Annotated in this window: 19 protein-coding genes and 1 tRNA gene; 13 read left to right on the top strand and 7 right to left on the bottom strand. The window is 46.0% G+C overall.

The features are described from left to right. Nucleotides 1–25: 25 nt before the first annotated feature. From NDI35_RS11965 to NDI35_RS11935, 7 genes are all read left to right on the top strand, one after another. Complete coding sequence (locus tag NDI35_RS11965) at nucleotides 26–1,807, top strand: ABC transporter ATP-binding protein (RefSeq protein ID WP_445312928.1); 1,782 nt, start codon at nucleotides 26–28, stop codon at nucleotides 1,805–1,807. A gap of 104 nt (nucleotides 1,808–1,911) precedes the next feature. Further along, on the top strand, nucleotides 1,912–2,949 hold the full coding sequence (locus NDI35_RS11960) for a FecCD family ABC transporter permease (RefSeq protein WP_445312927.1): 1,038 nt from the start codon (nucleotides 1,912–1,914) through the stop codon (nucleotides 2,947–2,949). Beyond that, on the top strand, nucleotides 2,946–3,986 hold the full coding sequence (locus NDI35_RS11955; protein WP_445312926.1) for a FecCD family ABC transporter permease: 1,041 nt from the start codon (nucleotides 2,946–2,948) through the stop codon (nucleotides 3,984–3,986). Before NDI35_RS11960 ends, NDI35_RS11955 begins: the two co-directional genes overlap by 4 nt. A gap of 105 nt (nucleotides 3,987–4,091) precedes the next feature. After that, nucleotides 4,092–4,910, top strand: a complete 819-nt coding sequence (locus tag NDI35_RS11950; protein WP_445312925.1) for an ABC transporter ATP-binding protein — start codon at nucleotides 4,092–4,094, stop codon at nucleotides 4,908–4,910. Between the two features lie 318 nt (nucleotides 4,911–5,228). Next, nucleotides 5,229–5,426 (top strand): hypothetical protein, encoded by a 198-nt coding sequence (locus NDI35_RS11945; RefSeq protein WP_445312924.1) that lies wholly within the window; start codon nucleotides 5,229–5,231, stop codon nucleotides 5,424–5,426. 306 nt (nucleotides 5,427–5,732) lie between these two features. After that, a complete protein-coding gene (locus NDI35_RS11940) occupies nucleotides 5,733–6,749 on the top strand; it encodes a succinate dehydrogenase/fumarate reductase iron-sulfur subunit (protein WP_445312923.1) in 1,017 nt (338 codons plus the stop codon). Between the two features lie 94 nt (nucleotides 6,750–6,843). Beyond that, a complete protein-coding gene (locus NDI35_RS11935; protein ID WP_333051883.1) occupies nucleotides 6,844–7,032 on the top strand; it encodes a CAB/ELIP/HLIP family chlorophyll-binding protein in 189 nt (62 codons plus the stop codon). Between the two features lie 228 nt (nucleotides 7,033–7,260). Here NDI35_RS11935 and NDI35_RS11930 read toward each other — a convergent pair whose 3' ends face one another. Continuing rightward, nucleotides 7,261–7,881, bottom strand: coding sequence for a pre-peptidase C-terminal domain-containing protein (locus tag NDI35_RS11930; protein ID WP_445312922.1), 621 nt, complete (start codon nucleotides 7,879–7,881; stop codon nucleotides 7,261–7,263). On the opposite strand from NDI35_RS11930, the gene NDI35_RS11925 reads away from it, so the two are divergent. Next, complete coding sequence (locus NDI35_RS11925; protein WP_445312921.1) at nucleotides 7,880–8,110, top strand: hypothetical protein; 231 nt, start codon at nucleotides 7,880–7,882, stop codon at nucleotides 8,108–8,110. The two genes, NDI35_RS11930 and NDI35_RS11925, sit on opposite strands and share 2 nt — an antisense overlap. A 48-nt stretch (nucleotides 8,111–8,158) precedes the next feature. Here NDI35_RS11925 and NDI35_RS11920 read toward each other — a convergent pair whose 3' ends face one another. From NDI35_RS11920 to psbX, 4 genes are all read right to left on the bottom strand, one after another. Further along, a complete protein-coding gene (locus tag NDI35_RS11920; RefSeq protein ID WP_445312920.1) occupies nucleotides 8,159–9,610 on the bottom strand; it encodes a trypsin-like peptidase domain-containing protein in 1,452 nt (483 codons plus the stop codon). A 109-nt stretch (nucleotides 9,611–9,719) separates the two neighbouring features. Beyond that, nucleotides 9,720–10,844: a redoxin domain-containing protein gene (locus NDI35_RS11915; RefSeq protein WP_445312919.1), complete on the bottom strand. Its 1,125-nt coding sequence runs from the start codon at nucleotides 10,842–10,844 to the stop codon at nucleotides 9,720–9,722. A 270-nt stretch (nucleotides 10,845–11,114) separates the two neighbouring features. After that, entirely contained in the window at nucleotides 11,115–11,924 is an 810-nt protein-coding gene (locus tag NDI35_RS11910; protein ID WP_445312918.1) for a Ycf66 family protein, read from the bottom strand. 281 nt (nucleotides 11,925–12,205) lie between these two features. Then, nucleotides 12,206–12,325 (bottom strand): photosystem II reaction center protein PsbX, encoded by a 120-nt coding sequence (psbX, locus tag NDI35_RS11905; RefSeq protein WP_333051895.1) that lies wholly within the window; start codon nucleotides 12,323–12,325, stop codon nucleotides 12,206–12,208. 124 nt (nucleotides 12,326–12,449) lie between these two features. On the opposite strand from psbX, the gene NDI35_RS11900 reads away from it, so the two are divergent. Then, complete coding sequence (locus tag NDI35_RS11900; protein ID WP_006634856.1) at nucleotides 12,450–12,734, top strand: YggT family protein; 285 nt, start codon at nucleotides 12,450–12,452, stop codon at nucleotides 12,732–12,734. 74 nt (nucleotides 12,735–12,808) lie between these two features. Here NDI35_RS11900 and accC read toward each other — a convergent pair whose 3' ends face one another. Continuing rightward, the gene (accC, locus tag NDI35_RS11895; protein WP_445312917.1) at nucleotides 12,809–14,164 is read right to left on the bottom strand and encodes an acetyl-CoA carboxylase biotin carboxylase subunit; all 1,356 of its coding nucleotides are present in this window, start codon (nucleotides 14,162–14,164) and stop codon (nucleotides 12,809–12,811) included. Between the two features lie 228 nt (nucleotides 14,165–14,392). Here accC and NDI35_RS11890 point away from each other — a divergent pair. The 4 genes from NDI35_RS11890 to NDI35_RS11875 all read left to right on the top strand — a co-directional run bounded on the left by NDI35_RS11890 (nucleotide 14,393) and on the right by NDI35_RS11875 (nucleotide 19,659). Next, nucleotides 14,393–14,476 (top strand) — tRNA-Leu (locus NDI35_RS11890). Nucleotides 14,477–14,701: 225 nt separating this feature from the next. After that, nucleotides 14,702–14,914, top strand: coding sequence for a helix-turn-helix domain-containing protein (locus NDI35_RS11885; RefSeq protein WP_445312916.1), 213 nt, complete (start codon nucleotides 14,702–14,704; stop codon nucleotides 14,912–14,914). A 76-nt stretch (nucleotides 14,915–14,990) separates the two neighbouring features. Beyond that, nucleotides 14,991–18,506 (top strand): sacsin N-terminal ATP-binding-like domain-containing protein, encoded by a 3,516-nt coding sequence (locus tag NDI35_RS11880; RefSeq protein WP_445312915.1) that lies wholly within the window; start codon nucleotides 14,991–14,993, stop codon nucleotides 18,504–18,506. After that, nucleotides 18,490–19,659: a hypothetical protein gene (locus NDI35_RS11875; RefSeq protein WP_445312914.1), complete on the top strand. Its 1,170-nt coding sequence runs from the start codon at nucleotides 18,490–18,492 to the stop codon at nucleotides 19,657–19,659. Before NDI35_RS11880 ends, NDI35_RS11875 begins: the two co-directional genes overlap by 17 nt. A 178-nt stretch (nucleotides 19,660–19,837) precedes the next feature. Here the strand turns inward: NDI35_RS11875 and NDI35_RS11870 are convergent, their stop codons facing one another. After that, on the bottom strand, nucleotides 19,838–21,109 hold the full coding sequence (locus NDI35_RS11870; RefSeq protein ID WP_445313001.1) for an FAD-dependent hydroxylase: 1,272 nt from the start codon (nucleotides 21,107–21,109) through the stop codon (nucleotides 19,838–19,840). Between the last annotated feature and the right edge of the window lie 105 nt (nucleotides 21,110–21,214).

Raw genomic sequence — 21,214 nt, 5'->3', positions numbered from 1 at the left:
ATTTTCTCTAGATTCAGCATTTACCATGACCTCTTTGCCATTAACCAAACAGCATCCTCTCCTACGTTTATTACACTACGCCAAAAACTACCGCCCTCAAGTTTGGACTGCTGTAACCTTTACCATCCTCAATAAAATCTTCGACCTGGCACCATCATATTTAATCGGTGTCGCCGTAGATGTCGTAGTGGAAAAAGAGAACTCTATCATTGCCAAAATAGGGATTACTAATATCATCGGACAACTGGCAATCCTCTCATTATTAAGTTTACTAATTTGGATTTTAGAATCACTATCTGAATTTATTTACGATCGCCTGTGGCGCAACCTCGCCCAAACTATGCAGCATGAGTTACGACTTGATGCCTACAGCCATTTACAAGAACTAGAACTGAGCTACTTTGAAGAAAGCTCTACAGGCACACTTTTGTCAATATTAAACGACGACATCAATCAATTAGAAAGATTTCTCGATTCTGGGGCGGCTAGTATTCTGCAATTTATTACCACTATTTTAGCTGTAGGCGGTTCATTTATTCTCATTGCCCCCAATGTAGCTTGGTTGGCAATACTACCTACACCCTTCATATTCTGGGGTTCATTAGCATTCCAAAAACGACTCGCACCCCGTTATGCAGATGTCCGCGACAAAGCCGGATTTATCAATAGTCGTTTAGCTAATAATCTCTCAGGGATTGCCACAATTAAAAGCTTTACTGCTGAAACCTACGAAAGAGGTCGTGTCCTTACTGACAGTGAAGCCTATCGCCGCAGTAACGCTAGTGCGATCGCCCTTTCTGCTGCTTTTTATCCTGCGATTCGATTAGTGGTTGTCATCGGTTTCATCGCCACACTGTTTTTTGGTGGGGTTGCAGTGGCGAATAATCAGTTAACTGTGGGAACTTACGGTTTCATGGTATTCATTGTGCAGCAATTACTGTGGCCTTTTGCCAGTTTGAGCGAAATTATGGACGAGTATCAAAGGGCTATGGCTTCTATTAAACGAGTTATGAGATTGTTAGATACTCCCCTTGCTATTCCCACAGGGAAGCATCCTTTACCGTTAAAAACAGTACGCGGTGAAGTGCAACTTGAAAATATCACCTTTGCATACAACGATCACACCAATGTACTGCAAGATTTATCATTGCACATTCCAAGCGGAGCAAATATTGGCATTGTCGGTGCAACGGGTTCTGGTAAAAGTACCTTAGTTAAGCTACTGTTACGCTTTTACGAAGTCCAAGGCGGACAAATTCTGGTTGATGGTATCGATATTCGGGAGTTACAACTTGGGGAATTACGACGCTGTATCGGTTGGGTGAGTCAGGATGTGTTTCTGTTTCACGGTACGGTGGCTGAGAATATTGCTTATGGTAGTTTTGATGCTAGTCACAACGAAATTATCCATGCTGCTAAGTTAGCCCAGGCTGATGAATTTATCCTGCAACTACCCCAAGGATACTATACTATCGTTGGCGAACGCGGTCAAAAGCTTTCTGGTGGACAAAGACAAAGAATTGCGATCGCCCGTGCAATTCTCAAAGACCCGCCGATTTTGATTTTGGATGAGGCGACATCTGCGGTGGATAATGAGACGGAAGCAGCGATTCAGAAGTCACTGGCGACGATTACCCAAAATCGGACGACAATTGCGAGCACCCATCGTCTGTCCACAATTCGCCACAGTCATTGTATTTATGTGATGGAACAGGGTCAAATTGTCGAGCAGGGTAAGCATGAGGATTTACTAGCGCTTGATGGGATTTACACCAGTTTGTGGCGTGTACAATCTGGGATTCATTAATACTTGCCTTAGATGGAACGGCCTACAACAACACCCAGTAATTGGATATGTCCCCGTTCAATCTGATGGCTAATAAACTGTTAATTTTTGAGAGAGTGCATAAAATGACCAAAGGGTTCACAAAACCGTATAGAGAAAGAGAATGGAAAAAGCCTCAAATATCACCCTTAGCTGGTCTGGTTGTGGGACTGGTTATCTTGTTAATTTGCTTGGTATACAGTGTCACGTTAGGTGCAGCAGAAATACCTCTAAAAAAGATTTTGACATCCTTTGTTGCCTTTGATGGTTCCTACGATCACCTAGTCATTCAGACAGTAAGATTACCTCGATCGCTCATTGCTATACTCGTAGGTTCAGCCTTGGCAGTATCAGGAGCGTTAATGCAAGGTTTGACACGCAACCCCTTAGCAGATCCAGGTATTTTAGGTATTCAGTCGGGGGCTGCATTGGCTGTAGTTGCCACAATTTTTGTTTTTGGTAGTTCGTCCTTAAATGTTTTAACCATTGTGGCTTTTTTGGGTGCAGGAGTCACAGCAATTTTAGTCTACTTCCTTGGTTCTCTAGGAAAAGGAGGGCCTACACCATTGAATCTCACCGTAGCAGGCGCAGCGCTCACAGCTCTGATTTCTTCCCTGACTACTGCTATCCTGATCGTCAGTCAACGCACCTTAGAAGAAATTAGATTTTGGTTAGCAGGTTCACTGGCTGGGCGCGATATCAATATGTTCTTGCAAGCACTGCCCTTCGTCGCCCTTGGATTAATCGTTGCTTTTGCCCTTGGTAGACAAATTACTACCATGAGTCTAGGTGAAGATATAGCAAAAGGCTTAGGTGAACAGACAGCTTGGGTGAAAATTATTACGGCAATTAGCGTGGTTTTACTTGCGGGAAGTGCCGTATCTATTGCCGGGCCAATCGGCTTTATCGGCTTAGTTGTTCCCCATATCGTGAAATTTTTTATCAAAGCTGATTACCGTTGGATTTTGCCTTATTCCGCAGTGGTAGGTGCAACTTTACTTTTGGTTGCAGATATTGCGGCGCGTGTATTAATTAAACCCCAGGAATTACCTGTGGGTGTGATGACAGCACTCGTTGGCGCACCCTTTTTTGTGTACCTTGCTAAGTCAAAGGTGAAGAAATGAAGTTAGATTGGCTCGTCATCCGTTCCGAGGCGATATCTTTTCGCATAGACCGACGTGTACCACTGATGCTGTTATGTTTGGCAGTGGTGATTGTAGTGGCGATGGTGATGAATGTGGGGCGGGGTGAATATCCCATCTCACCTTGGGATATCGTCAAAACTGTCTTAGGTTTAGATACAGGCAACCCAGACCATGGTTTCGTGATTCACAACCTACGGCTACCCCGCACCCTTGTCGCTTTTATGGTGGGAGTGGCGTTTGCTATTTCTGGGACTATCTTTCAAGGTCTCACACGCAATCCCTTAGCTGACCCTGGTATTATTGGCATCAATGCTGGGGCGAGTTTAGCAGCAGTGACAGTAATTGTCTTATTTCCATCAGCACCGATTTATACATTGCCTGTTTCAGCCTTTGCAGGTGCTTTGCTAATGGCAATTTTAATTTACTCGCTGGCTTGGAATAACGGTAGTTCGCCGATTCTATTAATTTTAATGGGTATTGGCTTGTCTGCGATCGCCAGTGCATTCACCAGTTTAATGATTACCTTTGGGGAAATTTATGACGTTAGTAATGCTTTGGTTTGGTTGGCTGGCAGTGTTTACGGACGCACTTGGGAGCAAGTCTTTTCCTTCTTACCTTGGTTGATTGTTTTCGTACCGATGGCGTTGACATTGGCAAGACATTTGAACGTCTTAAATTTAGGAGATGATGTCGCTAAAGGTTTAGGTACTCGCGTGGAATGGCAACGTGGTTTGCTAGTGCTGGTGGGTGTAGCTTTAGCAGGTGCAGGAGTCGCTACTGCGGGAATGATTGGTTTTGTCGGTTTAATTGCACCTCATTTAGGCAGACAGTTGGTAGGTACAAATCATGAAGGGTTAATTCCTACCTCTGCATTGTTGGGGGGAGTGATTGTTGTGCTCGCAGACTTGCTAGGAAGAACCTTGTTTGCGCCTATAGAACTTCCTTGTGGGGTAGTGACTGCTGCTATTGGCGCTCCTTATTTTCTTTTTTTGTTAATTCGGAATCGCAAAAAATAAGTAGTTGGCGACTGGGAACTTGATAAAGATCATATTTTATCAACCCAAAATTTTGGTTTGCCTAAATCCAAACTCTCAAATCCAAAATCTAAAATGGTATTACTTATGAAAGGACTATCAACCAGAGGTTTATCTTTAGCTTATGATGGTGTGCCAATTATCCGAGATTTAAATTTGGCCATTCCTACCGGACAAATTAGTGCTTTAGTTGGTGCTAATGGTTGCGGTAAATCAACTTTGTTAAGAGGTCTGGCAAGACTTCTCAAACCATATCACGGTACTGTATATCTTGACAGCACCTCAATTTTTAAGCTTTCCACCAAGGAAGTAGCGCAGCAGTTGGGTATTTTGCCTCAAGGGCCAGTAGCACCGGAAGGGTTAACAGTCAGAGATTTGGTAGCACAAGGACGTTACCCTTATCAAAATTGGTTGCAGCAGTGGTCAGCCAAAGATGAAACAATTGTGCAACAGGCACTCTTAATTACAGATTTACTGCAGTTGGCAGATAGAGCATTAGATACTTTGTCTGGTGGACAACGACAGCGAGCTTGGATTGCAATGGCACTAGCACAGGATACAGATATTTTACTTTTGGATGAGCCGACTACTTTTTTGGATTTGGCGCACCAGATAGAAGTTTTAGATTTGTTGTATGAGTTGAACCAAAGTCAGAGAAGGACAATTGTGATGGTATTGCATGACTTGAATCAGGCGTGTCGTTATGCTGATTATTTAGTTGCTGTCAAAGATGGTCAGATTTTTGCGGCTGGGGAACCGAAAATGGTAATGACTGAGGAGATGATTCTCTCAGTTTTTGAGTTAGAGTGTCGTATTATTCCTGACCCAATTTTGGGTACGCCAATGTGTGTGCCGATAGGACGTAAGGGAAAGTTAACTTCCTCGCAAACAAAGGCGTGCGAGTAGCAATGGAACAAAAATGTGCGTAAGTCCTGAGAAGTTAACTTCCTTATTTATCGACAGACCAACTCACAAATCCCTATGATTTACAAAGTAAATAGAACGCTGGACACCCGACCCTGGTGCAACCGGGTTTCTGAGTGTATTTCTCCTTACTAAACCCACGATTTTTTCCTACAATTCGCGATCGCACTCCGACGCCTATAAACCGGGGTTTTTAATTGCAGTAAATGAGTAGAACCCAGTATTTTTCTTAAAAAACTACGTTTCTCGCCCCAACCGGGCGTAAGTCCTGGTAAAATTTCTTGTAATGCTGCCAAAAAAGTGAAAGGCATACCCAGCTACGTTCAGCGCAAAGGTGCGCTTACCCTAAATTCTGGCCATTCAGTTGAGGCCAGCAGCCCGGATGAAACTGGTTGTGGCGTCTTAGGTGCTGTAACCCCAAGCAAAACGAAGGAAACTGCCATCAACCCGCCGTACAAGGCAGCCGATCGCTTGCGAGTTCCCAGTCCCACCCATTGAGGATTTAACAGACCCAGACAAAAAGCCGGTGTGGAAAACATAAAAGTTAATACAAACAAGCTGGACATCACGCACCTCCGACTAGCGAATTGCAGCCATTAATTACTTTTATCTCCAATTAATAGCTCACAAATCCGCTTAAAACAGTTGCAATTTAGGATTTATAACTTGAGAATTATTGATGTTTATCAAACAATAATAAAATTTTTAAAATCTCTTACTTTAGGTAGTTGTTAAAAAAATAAGAGGTTTCTAGAGAGACCAAAAAATTAGCTTAAAATAGACAAGAAATTCCTTACTCAAAATATGAAAGTCCGCTTTAATGTAGTGCGCCAAAATCAAAACGAGGCTCCTCGGGTTCACACTTACACCCTAGATGTGGAAGAGAGCAATACCATCCTCGACTGCCTCAACAGTATTAAGTGGGAACACGACGGCACTTTAGCTTTTCGCAAAAATTGCCGCAATACAATTTGCGGCAGTTGTTCTATGCGAATTAACGGTCGCTCAGCATTAGCTTGCAAAGAAAATGTAGCCAGCGAACTGGCAAGACTGCAAAAAATAGCCGATTCCAGCTCAGCAGAAATACCTACCGATTTCATCCCAGAAATCACCGTCGCCCCAATGGGAAATATGCCGGTTATTAAAGATTTGGTTGTTGACATGACCAGTTTTTGGGACAACCTAGAAGCAGTTGAACCATATATCAGCACCGCCTCGCGAGCAATTCCAGAACGCGAATTTCTGCAAACTCCAGAAGAGCGATCGAAACTCGACCAAACCGGCAACTGCATCCTCTGCGGCGCGTGCTATTCTGAGTGCAACGCCCGCGAAGTCAACCCGGAATTTGTCGGCCCCCACGCCCTCGCCAAAGCTTACCGCACGATCGCCGACTCCCGCGACAGCGAAACCGAAAATCGGCTCGAAAAATACAACGAAGGCACCGCAGGCGTCTGGGGATGCACCCGCTGTTACTACTGCAACTCGGTTTGCCCGATGGAAGTGGCGCCGATGGATCAAATTGGTAAGATTAAACAAGAGATTCTCGATCGCAAAGACGACCAAGCCAGTCGATCGATCCGCCACCGCAAAGTTTTAATCGATCTCGTCAAAGAAGGTGGTTGGATAGACGAGCGCAAATTTGGCATCGAAGTAGTAGGAAACTACTTCCGCGACGTTAAAGGTTTGCTGAGTCTGGGCCCGTTGGGTTTGAGAATGATCGCTCGCGGCAAGTTCCCGCTGTTTTTTGAGCCTTCAGAAGGTACCGAAACCGTGCGAAATCTGATCGAATCGGTTCAAAATTTAGAAAAGTCAGCAGATTAGCGATCGGCTGTCATTTTCCTGGTAAATTACAAGTTGTGCGATCGCAAAGCTTCCGAAAAGTCATCACTCAAAACTCGAAACTTAAAACTTTTAAATGACTGCCAAAACTCCTCCCTCCCCAAAACCGACAACCCCAAATACCCCAAAACCAGAACCAGCGTTTGGGTGGAATGCCTATGCAGAACAAATCAACGGCCGATTTGCGATGGTGGGATTCGTGGGACTTTTGCTGCTAGAATTTTTCACCCGCCAGGATTTTTTTACCTGGCTGGGGCTGCGTTAAATCAATCAAGAATGGAAGTTGAAAATTTATCGCTCTTTCAGCTTCCCTTCTACTTTTAAGAGTTATTTAAAATACAGTTTATCAAATTAAAAAGGCAAAATTATGACTTTTATAGTTTCAGATAACACATGAATGTACCAAAGTCGATCGCACTACAAGTAAGTGCGATCGTCCTTGAATTATAGGGACACGGCAATGCCCTGCCCTGACTCCGAAGTTTCGTTCAAACTAATTTCCAGTTGTTTCGCGGACGGTCAAACTGTACTTGCCTCTACCTTTTGGAGGCGGATCGTAAGCATTGACAATGACGCGATAGCGGCCGTTTGCAGACAAAGTAAGAGTAAGCTCAGAATTGGAATTTTGCTGCGTGACATCATCATTTTCTGCAAGTAGCTCGCCCTGGGAGTTGAAAATAGCAAGATAAGTATCAAACTCGGTACTTTCTACCGTAACAACCACTTTCTGACCCTGAGTGCCTTCAAAGGTATACTCGTCGTACAAACTGCTGTCTGCAGGATATACAGAAGACTTAGCAGGGGTAAGTTCTCCGTTTTGCTCTAAAATGACTTTAGATGAACCCGCATCAGGACTCGGCCGAGGTTCTACAGTTGGGCTCTGAGTTGGCGAACTCTCTGGTGATGGCGACGGGCTGGGGCTTGCTTGCGCTAAAACCGCCTTGCCAGCAGGCTTCGCGTTAGGTAAATTTTGAGGAATTTCTCCTGAAATGAGGGTGGAAATACTGTTAGCAACTCCACCTGAATTTGAAACTGGCAGGGAGAGAGTCGGCTTACCCGAAAAAGTAGCTAGTAGAGCAATTGGCGCGATCGCCCAAAATCTAACTTGACGCATGAATTACCTCGGTTTGCAACGAAGAAGGAAGTTCGGCAACGGATTCTGTAACGGATTTAACGGATGGAAGCAGGAAGTTCGGCAACGGATGAGTGTAAAGGATTTAACGGATGGAAGCAGGAAGTTCGGCAACGAGCACTGTACAAGATTTAACGGATGGAAGAAGGAAGTTCGGCAACGGATGAGTGTAAAGGATTTAATGGATGCACGGAAGCAGGAAGCAGAATAATTCGACCAATTACCAATTCCCGATTACCAATTACCTTTTTAGCCATTTTCACCGGACAGTTAGAGTGTAACGACCCCTGCCGGAAGCATCGTAAGCATTGACAATTACGCGATAGCGACCCGTAGCGGGCAAAGTAACGGTCAGAAACGAATTTTTAGTCGAATCGCTTCCATCGTCATTTTCTGCCACTAATCGGCCGTTAGGGCCAAAGATAGCCACATAGGGATCGAAATCTGTACTTTCTAGGGAAATGGCTACAGACTGACCAGATCGACCTTCAAAAGTATACTCGCGATACAGACTGTTGTCAGACGGCAATACTGGGCCGCCTGCGACTAAAGCGCCTTCTTCTTGCAAAATCGCCCGAGAAGGCGCCGTAGGAGCACTCGCTTTCAGTTCTAACGTATAAGCCCCTGACTGCTTAGCTTGGTAGGAATTTGCCACTAACGTGTAAGTCCCGTCTGCTGGCAGCCTGACTGTAATTCTGGCGTTTTTATTCCCCGCCCCGTCATCGTCTTGCGCGATTTCGCGCTGGTTGGGCCCGAGCAAAATTAAATAAGGGTCAATCTCTTGACTTTTCATTTCTATTGTGATTTGCTGGCCCGCTTTTCCCTCAAATGAGTAGAGGTCAAAAAAGCTGTTGTCGGTGGGCAGAACGCTAGACTTGTCGGTGAGGAGACCGCTGACGGGGGGCCCGTTTAACGCAACTTTTTGAGGTGATTTGTTGCCACCAAAGGGCGATCGGGCTTGAGCCACGCGGGGAGCTCGCCCTTCTCGCACCGCTGTCAGGAAAGCCGGTACTTTGTCTGCGGAAATTGCAAAACCGATACCGATACTGCCACCGCCCCGACCGCGAGTAAAAATAGAAGTATTGACGCCGATTAATTCTCCTGAACTGTTGAGCAGTGGGCCTCCTGAATTGCCGGGATTGATGGCGGCGTCAGTTTGAATTAAGCCCCGCTGCTGGTCGATGCGGCTGACGATTCCGACTGTCAAAGTACCTTGAAATTGACCGAAGGGATTGCCGATCGCAAATGCTTGTTGCCCGACTTTCACCGAACCTGGACGGGCTAAAGGAATTGTGGGCAAATTGTTTTGATTGCGAATCTTAACCACGGCTAAGTCTAGACCGTCTTCGCCGAATCCGATGACATCGGCGACAAGTTTTCTGCCGTCTGCCAAAATGATATTGACGGTACCGCCTGCCGAAACAACGTGGGCGTTGGTTAACACCATGCCGTCGGGGCTGATAATTGTGCCACTGCCGTTAGATTTATCTGTATCGACGGTAACAACCGCCGGACTGGCCTTTTCGTAGACTCGAATATTTGTTTGTTCTTCGACACTTTGGGCGATCGCACCCTGGGAATGCACCGAGTTAAATTCCGTTAAATCTTTTGATTGCCGCACAGGGGATGTCGTAACAACCGCAGCGGGGCTGGCTGCAACCCCAACCGTTAAAATTCCCGATACTGCTAAACTTAGAAGTTTGAAATTCATGGCGATCGATTAGTATTTAGCGATCGGTAGCTAGGAATTAGGTTTTGTGGTTAACCGCTAACTACCTTGTGTAATTATTTTAGGACTTGCACCACGGTAGTGACATTCCTCACGCCGGTTCTCCAATTCGGGAATCTGAATCAGCAGCTAAATACTTAAAATTAGCTTGTCGTACCGCAGCATCCTCATTGCCGTAGAAAAAAGACAGCAAAGCAAAACGCTGGCCGCTAATCACCGGCGTCGCTTCATGTAGCAAAGAACACGAAAAAATAATCGCCGTGCCAGAATCCCCTTTATAACCGTGTGGCGCGTACTCTGGAAACCGTAAAAATCCCCCCGTGTACTCTCCCACATTCAAGTTTAGTGTCATTGCAAACCTGCGGTGCAGCGTCGCTTTGCTAGTGTTGTCGCGGTGCGGCATAAAATAACCGCCACTCTGGGCATCGTAACAACCTATCAAATACCGTTCAAACCTGGTAATTGTAAACTGAAAAGCTTTTTCTACTTCCGGCCGCACCCGGCGCAAAATAATCGCACTCAATCGCTGCTGTAACTTCGGGTCTTCAATAAAGAAATCTCGGCGCTTCTTGAAAGTGTCGTCGTGCAGGCCAACTGTTTTCCCGCCTATTTGCCTCATAAAGCCGGAAGGACTGCCACCGTGAGTTTTGTACATATCGATTAAACTGCGGCAAGATGCTTTGTCCAAAACGTTAGGAATTACCAACACGGGGGCGTGGCGAGTGGCTGCTCTGGCTTCCTCAATTGGGGGCAAAGTTTTGAGAAAATCTAATACTTGCTGGGCGTGTTGGTGCGGTTCGGCCATCGGCAAAATATTAATTACCTGAAGGTTTTCGTTGAGAACAAAAGTTTGGGGTGCATAGTGAACTCCGGCAACTCCATTTTCTTCGACATCTCGGAAAACACCGTACTGCTGGCTGACTTTTTTATCCAAGTCCCAGAAAAAGATGAATGACGGAGCAATTGTTGTCGGTTTGTTTTGTTCTTTGTCTGCTGGGTCAACGCTCACTCCGAACCTCGGTACTTGTAAGCTTTGGAATTCTTCTGAAAGCTCTTGAAAGCTTTTGAGGATAACTTGGATTTGTTCAAAAGCTGCGCTGGCAAAGAAAAACAGCACGACTCGCCGGCCGCCAACAGTCGGGAAATGAAATAAGGGGTTATTTGTAGAAGGAACGGAAAACCAGGGAGCCGGATCTCCTATTTCGAGTAATGGCATCTTGCAGATTTGATATTTGGGATTTTATTTTTAGATTATTATGGTGTCGATTAGTTCCAGTGGTTCGGTATATTAAAATCGTTTTTTTACAAAAAATTAGCTTTTATTTGTGTATATCTGCGTTTGTCTGCGGTTTCACACTCGCAATTTACAGTCTTTTTAATCAGTTTAATATCTAAGAATAAGTAGATGGGCATCAATAAACGCAACTTATTTTTTTGCCGACGGACACAAGAAATGTTTAGTTTCACCCATCTACTTAGTGTTTGCCTATTTGTCGAAACTGGGGGAATTATCCGGTTGGTCTTCCGGGTATTCTACAGGTCGATACTCCACGTAATCTGACGGCGGTGCTTCCACGTCGCGGTTGCTGGGGCGAGACCTGGATGATTCCGTAGGACGGGGTTTTTTGGTTCTCGGCGGCGTATCGGAACTGCGGTTTTCCGAAGCAGAGGGGCGACTGCTGCGGCTGCGGGTCGGTCTTTCTTCGGGGTTGTCTGAAACGTCCCAGTTGTCAGGCTCTTGGGCAGGCGGGGCTTCTGGGCGAGAGGGACGTTTGCGCGATGATCGATCGGGCGAGTCGGGCCTGGAGGTGTTAACGCTGCCGTTGCGATTCGAGGGGCGGCGGCGGGGTTCGTCGTCGTAGGCTTCCCGAGAGGAACGGTAGTCTTGGCTGCCTCTGATCCGGGGACGGGGCGGATAGTCTTCCTCTGGTTCTAGCTGTTCCATGTCGGCATCGTAGCCGTCGTAACCGTAAGCGTTGCTGACCGGTCGCTCTTCATCTACGTATTGGGCGCGAGTTTTGGCTTGGGCTGTGGTCGCTCCTCGCAGCTTAATGCTTTCTGTTGCAAAAAATATCGCGGTACCGCTGAGCAGAAATTGACCGAATGCCAGAATCGGGTCAAGCCGCCATCCTTGAAATAACAGAATACCGCCGCACAGCAAGCCGACTGCTGCAAAAAAAATATCGTGGTCTCGGGCTAGTTTGGGACGCCACGATCGCAGAAAATACAGTCCTGCCCCTGCTACTGCTAGGATAATCCCTAACAGGCTGCTCCAGTTCAATCCTAAATTGACCATTAGCCTATCTCCTATGTCTTTCCTATGTTAGCGAGTTAGATTTTACATCTATCATTAAGTCTGTCAGCCCGACTGTGCTTTCTGGGGCAGCGTCCGGTCAGGGTTTCAGCTTGGGAAGTGAGTATAATAATGAGTTTAACGGGAAAAAACCTCAGCTTGGCAGTCAACTGAAGGTTTTGCCTTCTGAGTTGCTCTCATCTGAGGTTTCTCGGATTGGGGAAATGCCCGACGTGTAGCCGAAAATTGACTTGCAGCGCCGGACTTAGAAACCCGCTGACTTTTTAGGTGCGCTTGATTTTGTCTTTTTGGCTGATGAAGATCAGGGCGATCGTTGCCGGAAGCACTACAACCACCACGCCCACCAGCAGGCTGTACAAAAAGTTCGCGAGAGAAGGAGTCATAGATTCAAAGCCTTTGTTACAACAATTTGATTTTTATTAATTTTATACTTTCGATCGCACCTGTCAAACGGTTAAAATTATGAATGGCAGACTTAACAAAACTTAAGATTTCGAGATAAGACCCATGACTGGTATTACCGTTGCAAGTTGGATTCTGGGCTCTGTCCTAGTCGTGATGACTTTGCTGTTTATTTTTCGGATCGTTCTGACTTGGTATCCCGAGGTGAACCTGAGCAAGTTGCCGTTGAGTCTGATTGCTTGGCCGACGGAACCTTTTTTGGCCGTAACTAGAAAGATCGTACCGCCGATCGGCGGGGTGGACATTACGCCGATTATTTGGGTGGGTATCTGTAGCTTGCTGCGGGAAATGATTCTCGGTCAGCAAGGGCTGCTGACGATGATGATGTAGAAGTTGGCGGTTGACAGTTGACTGTTGACTGTTGGCAGTTGGCTGTTGACTGCCAACTGCCAACTACCAACTGACTAATGACTATTTTGGTTCAAGAACTGTTCGACGAAATTCGTGTAAACTTCACCGCTGAGAAACTCGGGGGAATCGAGGATTTTTTGGTGGAAGCTGAGGGTGGTAGGAACGCCGGTGATGGCGCATTCCCGCAATGCCCGTTTCATCCTGCGGATGGCTGTCGGTCGATCGCGCCCCCATACAATTACTTTACCGATTAAAGAATCGTAGTAAGCGGGTATTTCGTAATCGGTGTAGACGTGAGAGTCCATCCGCACGCCGGGGCCACCGGGAGGCAAATAACCGCTGATTATGCCGGGGTGAGGGCGGAAGTTGCGATCGGGATCTTCGGCGTTGATGCGGCACTCGATCGCGTGGCCGTTGAGAACTACTTGGTTTTGCTTGATTTGCAGTTTTTCGCCTTGGGCGATGCGAATTTGTTCGGCTATCAAGTCGAGGCCTGTAATCATCTCGGTGACGGGATGTTCTACTTGGATGCGAGTGTTCATTTCCATAAAGTAGAACTTGCCCGATTTGTCAAGCAAAAATTCGACAGTCCCGGCACCCGTGTAGTTGATGGATTTGGCGGCGGCAATGGCGGCGTGACCCATTTGATCTCGCAGTTTCTGGCTGAGGGCGGGGCTGGGGGCTTCTTCGAGGAGTTTTTGGTGCCGCCGCTGAATCGAACAATCTCTCTCGCCGAGGTGGATGACGTTACCGTAGTTGTCGGCGAGGATTTGGATTTCGATGTGCCGGGGTTTTTCGATGAATTTTTCGAGGTAAAGTCCGGGGTTGCCGAAGGCTGCATCGGCTTCGCCTTGGGCTGCTGAGAATAGTTTGGGGAGTTCCGAAGCTTCTCTGACTAGCCTCATGCCGCGGCCTCCACCGCCGGCGGTGGCTTTGATCATCACAGGATAGCCGATGTCGCGGGCGATCGACAAAGCTTCGCGATCGTCGGCCAGCAATCCCTCGCTACCGGGTACTGTGGGGACTTTCACCCGCTGCATGGTTTCTTTGGCGGTGGATTTGTCGCCCATCGCCCGCATTGCTGCCGGAGACGGCCCGATGAAGGTAATTTGATGGTCGGCGCAGATTTCGGCAAATCGGGCGTTTTCGGCGAGGAAGCCGTAACCGGGGTGAATGGCTGCGGCGTTGCGTGTCAGGGCAGCCGCGATGATATTGGGGATGTTTAAATAGCTTTTGCTGCTGGTGGGGGGGCCGATGCAAACGGCTTCGTCTGCCAACTGGACGTGCAAGGCGTGTGTGTCTACGGTGGAGTGTACGGCGACCGTGGCAATCCCCATTTCCTCGCAGGTCCGCAATATGCGGAGAGCTATTTCTCCCCGATTAGCGATTAAAATTTTCGAGAACCCCATCTTCGCTGCTTAATTCACTCAATATTCTGTACAATAATGCCTTTCGGTATGTTCTGGATAATCGTTTTCCAGAAATTGTTCACAAAAATTTATTTTACATTTTGCTGGTAGTGGTGCTATGATTGTAAATCGGCGGTCTAAAAGGGCAAGTCACAAGTTAAATGTCAGGAACCTCAACCTGTGAATCTTTAACTCGTAACGCAAAAATCCCGGAGAGTGCTAGAAAGAGCGGATGTGGCGGAATTGGTATACGCGCACGCTTGAGGTGCGTGTGGCATTATGTCCTTGCGAGTTCGAGTCTCGCCATCCGCATTGAATATATAAAACAACTGTTGACAGTTTTTGCTGTCGGCAGTTGTTTTATATTGAGTGGTTTTTCTAGAAAGTCGATCGAGTACGGTAGGGTGCAGAGTCATCAGATATCCTCAAGTGCGATCGAACTTCTGACAGATCCGCACCATACAAAATACTGTTTAACTGTCGATCGACTATTGTGTTTGAATTAAAAACATAGATACTTATCGTTTGTCAAGTAGAATGGGGTTAGTTAGGTTCCGAATCCGAGAGTTTGCTGAGGAAAAAGGATGGACGCTAAAGGATGTTGCCGATCGATCCGAGGTTCCGTACAGCACAGTCAGGCACTATGCTCGATCGGAAGGACTAGCAACGGTTGATATCACATCAATTCAAAAAATAGCTCGCACGCTCGATGTTCTGATTGAAGAGTTGATGGATGTTGTCAAAGAATGAATTAATTTATCAGTTATAGTATTGGTAGAGAGCGAACACCCCCGCTCGCCTGAAAATTCCTGCAGTCTGAACATCTATGGCTTACAGCAACAGCGAAGTTGAGGGAAAATCTTTCTATCAATCAGAACCTTTAATCGCCCGATTGAGGGGAATTATCAGAGATTATCCCGAAGGTGTGGGGATTCTCAAAGAATTAATTCAAAATGCTGACGATGCGAAAGCAGCGCGGGTAGAAATAACCCTTGATTGGCGGAACCATCAGGTCAAATCATTGCCGGACGATCGCATGGTACTACTAATGGGGCCGGCGATGTTAGTCTACAACGATAGCGTGTTTGCAGACAAAGATTTTGACAGCATTCGCAGCTTGGGACAAAGCGAAAAAGCGCGAGACTTGCAGAAAAGGGGTAGGTTTGGTGTCGGGTTTAATGCAATTTATCACGTTACAGATTTTCCCAGTTTCGTGTCGCGCGATCGCATCATTTTTTTTGACCCTCACGGTGCAGCTATTCCCGGCACTTCTCGGCAAGAACCGGGGCGCGAGTGGAATTTGGCAGATGCTAAATGGTACCAAAAATATCCCAATTTTATGCAAGTCTATGCAGCGGGAGGATTGCCAGTTGGAGATACAAACTTTCAAGGTACTCTATTTCGGCTGCCTCTGCGAACAACGGAAAGCGCAAAAAATAGCGAGATTCGCAAACAAGCTTTTACTGAATCAAACGTCAAGGAACTCCTCGACGAACTGAGACAGTCCGGTGAAGAACTTTTGCTCTTCTTGAAATCTGTTCAGGAAATTAGAGTCTACGAAATTCCGGCAAACAGTCAAGGAACTAGGCAAGAAATTCTAGCGATTGTTACCAAAAATCAGCAAAAAGTCCGATCGGCGCGACAAACAATCCTTGATGCAATTCCCGATAATCCCGACAAGTTGCTGGAATTGTGCCGCCGCAATCATGACGGTTTAGTCTCAGTTTCTTACCGCCACGAGATAGAAACGGTTAGTTGCGATCGTACTATCAAGTCAACTTGGAGAATAGTCAGTTTAATTCGCACAGACGAAGGCAGCGATTTGGCAAAAGTCATAGAAGCAATGCACCAAAGCCAAGAAAAAGTCGTGCCTTGGGCGGGTGCGGCTGCTAGAATTAATGCTGCCAGTACAGAGGGAAATCTGCCGCCTGTTTCCGGCAAAGTTTACTGTTTTTTGCCGCTTCCTATCGAAACGGGTTGGCAGGTTCACATCAACGGTTTTTTTAACTTAAATAGTTCGCGGGATAACCTCAGTAGCGACAGCGGACAAACAGGAAAAGACAAGCCGAGAGCTATTTGGAATGGGCTACTAGCGCGCCATGTTTTGTCTCCTGCTTGTGCTAACTTAATTGTCGATTTAGTGCAAGATATCGGAGTATTTGAACCAGATAAATTTTACCAAATTTGGCCGATTAGCAAAATTACTGCCAGCAAAGCTCTGGAAGAATTGCATGGATTTGTGATGCAGTTATTGTACCACAAACCAGTTGTGCGATCTGCTGTAAAACAAATTGTATATGAGGGTAAAATTACCGGAGCAGTAATGTCACAGACAAGATGGGTGACACCTCCGACAGTCAAAAATTTACCATCTAAAAAGTGTTGGGACGAGTTATTAGCACCGCTGTGTGCCGATAATATTGATATTCCAAATCCGCCATTGCCAGAGTCGATTTTAACAGCTTTTAAAAATGCAGGTTTGCCTTTACCAACCTTCACTGCTGCCCACTTGCGAAAGCATTTAATCGAAAATAAATCCCTAGGGATTGCGCTGTCGGATGCACCGAAAGCAAGCCTGCGAAATCGGGTGTGGATTGGGAATATGCTGCGATATTCTCTCAGCGACAATTGTCGAGATTTGCGCGGTTTGCCACTAGCTATTCTGGCTGACAATACTTTGCAGGTATTTGGGTATAATGCGATTGGCACTATCTACATTGCAGATGAGGCGCAGAGGGAAATATTTGCCTGTTATCCAGAATGGTTTCTCCACCAAGATTTAACTAAATTATTGCCTGCATACAATCTAAATGGTATCTCAACCATGACTGCTGCGGAAGTAGCGAAGCAATTGGTTAAGTTGGTGGATTCAACTGCGTCAGAAATTGATTGGAATCCCGATGCAACGCATCCTCCTAATGCAGAATGGTTGACTCTAGTTTATAATTATTTTTACAATATAAATCCGAGACATCTGTCGCAAGAAACAGTCGATGCCTTAACAAAAGTGCCACTGGTTCCGGGAAGTAATGGCAAGCTTTACAAAGCGAAAATTGCTGACACTCCTTTGTTGCGCGGGGATCGAATTGAGGCGGAAACCATTGCGGCGGTAGAATATTTTGGGGCAACACTTGTCAAAGCACCGGCAAAGCTTGAGGGCGCGATCGCACAATTTGCCGATCGCCACAAAAATCAGTTAGTCTATTGTATCACTGGCCCGGATATCCTAGACATAGTATATTCGCGGTGCGAGCGAGGTTTGCCACCTTACAACGAACAGCATTATACATATCTGCTGAATTTCCTGGCAAGTCGAGAGCAAATAAATTACGATGAAAACAGGAAAAATAAGCTGCGCCAACTGCCAATTTATCCAACAACTTCCGGCGAAATAGTTGACCTCTACAGTGAAAATGTCTACCTTCCGGGCGACGGATATGAACCGCCAGAAATTGCAGGTAGTTTGCGCCTTTTACGCTTAGGACAAAAACGAGAATGGCTGCCACTATTCCAACTTTTGCAAGTGCCAATACTCAACCGCGCCCGACTAATTCGTGACTGTTTGTTACCAGATTATGCCTCGTTTTCCCCAGAAGAACAGTTAATCGCACTAACTTGGATTAGGGATAATTTGACTAAAGCTAGCAAAGAGTTAGAAAATGCAGGAGAGAATGCTTTCGGATTCCAGGAAGAGCTTAAAAAGGCACGTCTGGTGCGCTGTAGTGACAGGAGATTGAGATCGGCCCAATTGATTTATAATCCTTTTAGTGAGGTAGTCCGAAACATTATCGGGAATGTAGCAGTGATTCCCGATATGGAATTTTACTCGCAGAATACTGAAATTTGGCTGAAATTTTTCTCAGATTTAGGAATGAGGCAAAATCCCAATGCTGATGACATTTTAGCCTGCGTTGACAATCTCATTCAAAGGGCAAATCGATCGGGTGCAGAGGCTGTAACCGATAGCTGCATTGCTATTTTCAACTACATCGTTGACAACTGGGATGCGCTCAAAAATACCAGAATTGCCAACAGCAACAAGACGCTACCAGAAGCACTTGTAGATAAACCTTGGCTTCCTGTCGAGGGAAATCCTCAGAAGTTAAGCCAATATTTCGGTGCTGCCCAACCTGAACCTAGATTGTACCGCGCTAAAGACTTGTGTTTCATTCAAGATGCTCCTTTAGTCGCCAGCCAAAAGTTTATATTTGCACGTCCTCAGCGGGATTTAGTGAAGGTAGAAATCAAGAAGGCACTGGGTTTTGAGCCTGTAGAACCAAATACCGTTATCGACTACTTTGATGTTATCATAAAACTTTGGGAAAATGACAGTTCAAATTAAATTCTCCAACAATCAAAACACACAATTGCAATCAGTAGAGGCGATTTACAAGTATTTTTACGATACTTTGGTAAAAGGCGGTATTTCGGCCGATCAAAAGCGGCAAATTCAAGAGCGTTTTGCTCATCGTCAATGTCTGTGGGATGAGTCTACGGGTAAGTTTTGGCAGCCCAAACACGCTTTTTTAGATGATGTTGGTTTTTTCGGAAATCGACGCACAACCATACCTAGTTCTAATTCTCATTGCGAAGTTTATCAGTTATTAGGACAAAGGAGCTCGCCCACTGTACAAGACTACTTAGACTTCCTAGCAGAACTAGCAGCAGAGTACGGCAATAATGCTTTAAATGAAGCGGATAAAAACTGCGTGATTCAGGTACTCAACCGCCTGGAATCTCAACAGTTATTACAGGGAGTCGCAGTTAACAATATACCGATTCTTACCGCTAACAACACGCTTTGTTTGGCGGAAAAAGTTCTCATCCCCGACGCGCATTGGCGCAAGGATTATATTGACTCTAACCGGATACTGCACGATAGAGTTTCTGCCAAATTTGCTAAATCGGTTGGCTGTCTTTCTTTGTTGAAAGATGCTATAGAACGCCCGAAAACAGTAAAAATCGCCCGCAATACCAAAAGCTGCGATTGGTGTCTAGAATGGCAAAATACCTTAAATTCGGCAGAATTGCGATCGGGTTTGAAGCGGTTGATTTTTCACGAGTGCGAATCGGAACCAATTTTAGATTTAATCTGGTTGGCTAAAGCTCAAGTTGCGGCGGCTAGTCAAATTAATGTAGATTTATTTTTGAGCGATGAAACCTGTATTGCCACAGATATACCGGGTACTCAACACTTTGACGAATTCAATAAAACTTTTCAGATTATCAGTAGTGCTAGCAGATATATTATGCTATCGTATTTAGCAGAAAGTATTAACGCTCGACTTGGGGAATATTCAGTTAAAAATTTGCTACCCCTCGCCAGCATTATCGATGCGGAGCCATGTAATATTCACAGTTTGCTAAACGAGTTGCGAATTAGGTCTTTACCATCGCTTGTCACCGCTACCGAGCCTGAAAATCAAGAATATAATATTAGTAAAGAGGCGACAAATTCTAGGGGCGAGTCTTCAATTTATTGGGGCGCGTTTTGAGCGACTTTAATATTTGACACTCCCCAAATTAGACATCGGGGGATTTTGCTAAGAGTTAAACTCTACTTCTATAGGAATTACGCATAAATACCAAATAAACAGGTTTTTTGGCAGTTGATACGGGTTTTAACGAAGTATTCTCGCAAAAACCCGGTTTCTGACCACCCGTGCGTAAGTCCTAATTTTGCGCTAATTCAGGTGGCCGCCCCATCAAGCCTGTCATCAAGCGCAAGGCTAAAAACCTCACTGGGGGAATTGTCCGCAAACACCACAATCCAAAGCGGCGAAATGCTACAATTGGCAGCCAAGTATTGGAAAATAATCGGTCTAGAAAATCGGTAAATCCTAACACGATTAAATTCTCTTTTTTGCGCCAATTGTGATACCGTTTTAATACTCGCAAATCGCCGATGTCTTCGCCTTTTTGGTGCGCTTGCTGCAAGATTTGGGCGATCGCCCCAGCGTCTCGAATACCCATATTTAATCCCTGGCCGCCGACGGGATGGCAGCAGTGGGCCGCGTCGCCAATTAGTGCTAATCTGGGCAAAACGTAGCGATCGCTCTGCATTAACTGCACCGGAAACAAAAAGCGATCGCTCTCCAATTCCAAACGCCCCAAAAGCCCGCCCGTGCGCTGTTCCAACAAAGTCAAAAACTCTGTTTCATCCATTTGTTGCAAAGCTTTCGCTTCCGCGTGGGGTGCTGTCCAAACTACTTGACAGCGGTTCCCAGGTAATGGTAAAACTCCCATCGGGCCGCTCGGCCAAAAGCGCTCAAAAGCGATATCATTGTGCGGTTTTTCTGCTTTAATAGTGATAGCAACGCAGGATTGCCAGTATTTCCAGCCGCGAGTGCTGATGTTGGCTTCGGTGCGGATGCGCGATCGCGAACCGTCGGCGGCGACTAATAATTTGGTGCGAATAGTCCGAGTTTCGCCGTTTTGTTTGACTTCAATTTCGGCGCAATCGGTTAAATATTTTACCTCGACTACTTCCGCCGGACAAACCCAACTAAAATTCGGGTTTTTTTCCAAAGATTCTTGCAAAGCTGACAGCATGACTCGGTGTTCGCCGACATAACCTAAAGCTGTTTTTGGTACGGGCAATTTGCCAGTATTTCCCAAATCCGGGCGGTGGAATTCGACGACACCGGGATAGTCGCCGTCGCAGAGGCTAATTTGCTCGAAGGTGGTGATTTGCGGCAAGATTTGCTGCCACACGCCGATACCTTCTAAGATCATTCCTGATAGCAGGGTGATTGCATAGGCTTGTTTTTTGGCTGCGGCGGCCGCGGGGAGTTGGGTTTCAATTATTGCTATTTTTAAGCCGGAATCTTTTAACGCGCTGGCTAAGGTGGCCCCGACTATGCCGCCTCCGACGATGGCTATGTCAAAGTCGAGTGTCTGTGTTTCCGTCGAGGCTGTGGTTGAAGAAAGTGGGTTTACAGGCATTTTCAAGGGATTTTGTCAAAGTTAATTTGATTGTTACTTTGTTATTGTAAAGAATTATTTCGATTTAGGGCGATCGAGAAGAGGAGACGGGAGATGGGTAGACGG

It is taken from the genome of Microcoleus vaginatus FACHB-2002 (genome assembly GCF_040004035.1).
Lineage (GTDB): Bacteria > Cyanobacteriota > Cyanobacteriia > Cyanobacteriales > Microcoleaceae > Microcoleus > Microcoleus vaginatus_C.
This window is presented reverse-complemented; position numbering and strand designations above follow the sequence as displayed.

What these genes read in the sequence shown, in the direction of transcription:
- NDI35_RS11965 (WP_445312928.1), top strand. Translation starts at nt 26, where the DNA reads ATGACCTCTTTGCCATTAACCAAACAGCATCCTCTCCTACGTTTATTA.
- NDI35_RS11960 (WP_445312927.1), top strand. Translation starts at nt 1,912, where the DNA reads ATGACCAAAGGGTTCACAAAACCGTATAGAGAAAGAGAATGGAAAAAG.
- NDI35_RS11955 (WP_445312926.1), top strand. Translation starts at nt 2,946, where the DNA reads ATGAAGTTAGATTGGCTCGTCATCCGTTCCGAGGCGATATCTTTTCGC.
- NDI35_RS11950 (WP_445312925.1), top strand. Translation starts at nt 4,092, where the DNA reads ATGAAAGGACTATCAACCAGAGGTTTATCTTTAGCTTATGATGGTGTG.
- NDI35_RS11940 (WP_445312923.1), top strand. Translation starts at nt 5,733, where the DNA reads ATGAAAGTCCGCTTTAATGTAGTGCGCCAAAATCAAAACGAGGCTCCT.
- NDI35_RS11935 (WP_333051883.1), top strand. Translation starts at nt 6,844, where the DNA reads ATGACTGCCAAAACTCCTCCCTCCCCAAAACCGACAACCCCAAATACC.
- NDI35_RS11925 (WP_445312921.1), top strand. Translation starts at nt 7,880, where the DNA reads ATGAATTACCTCGGTTTGCAACGAAGAAGGAAGTTCGGCAACGGATTC.
- NDI35_RS11930 (WP_445312922.1), bottom strand. Translation starts at nt 7,881, where the DNA reads ATGCGTCAAGTTAGATTTTGGGCGATCGCGCCAATTGCTCTACTAGCT.
- NDI35_RS11920 (WP_445312920.1), bottom strand. Translation starts at nt 9,610, where the DNA reads ATGAATTTCAAACTTCTAAGTTTAGCAGTATCGGGAATTTTAACGGTT.
- NDI35_RS11915 (WP_445312919.1), bottom strand. Translation starts at nt 10,844, where the DNA reads ATGCCATTACTCGAAATAGGAGATCCGGCTCCCTGGTTTTCCGTTCCT.
- NDI35_RS11910 (WP_445312918.1), bottom strand. Translation starts at nt 11,924, where the DNA reads ATGGTCAATTTAGGATTGAACTGGAGCAGCCTGTTAGGGATTATCCTA.
- psbX (WP_333051895.1), bottom strand. Translation starts at nt 12,325, where the DNA reads ATGACTCCTTCTCTCGCGAACTTTTTGTACAGCCTGCTGGTGGGCGTG.
- NDI35_RS11900 (WP_006634856.1), top strand. Translation starts at nt 12,450, where the DNA reads ATGACTGGTATTACCGTTGCAAGTTGGATTCTGGGCTCTGTCCTAGTC.
- accC (WP_445312917.1), bottom strand. Translation starts at nt 14,164, where the DNA reads ATGGGGTTCTCGAAAATTTTAATCGCTAATCGGGGAGAAATAGCTCTC.
- NDI35_RS11885 (WP_445312916.1), top strand. Translation starts at nt 14,702, where the DNA reads ATGGGGTTAGTTAGGTTCCGAATCCGAGAGTTTGCTGAGGAAAAAGGA.
- NDI35_RS11880 (WP_445312915.1), top strand. Translation starts at nt 14,991, where the DNA reads ATGGCTTACAGCAACAGCGAAGTTGAGGGAAAATCTTTCTATCAATCA.
- NDI35_RS11875 (WP_445312914.1), top strand. Translation starts at nt 18,490, where the DNA reads ATGACAGTTCAAATTAAATTCTCCAACAATCAAAACACACAATTGCAA.
- NDI35_RS11870 (WP_445313001.1), bottom strand. Translation starts at nt 21,109, where the DNA reads ATGCCTGTAAACCCACTTTCTTCAACCACAGCCTCGACGGAAACACAG.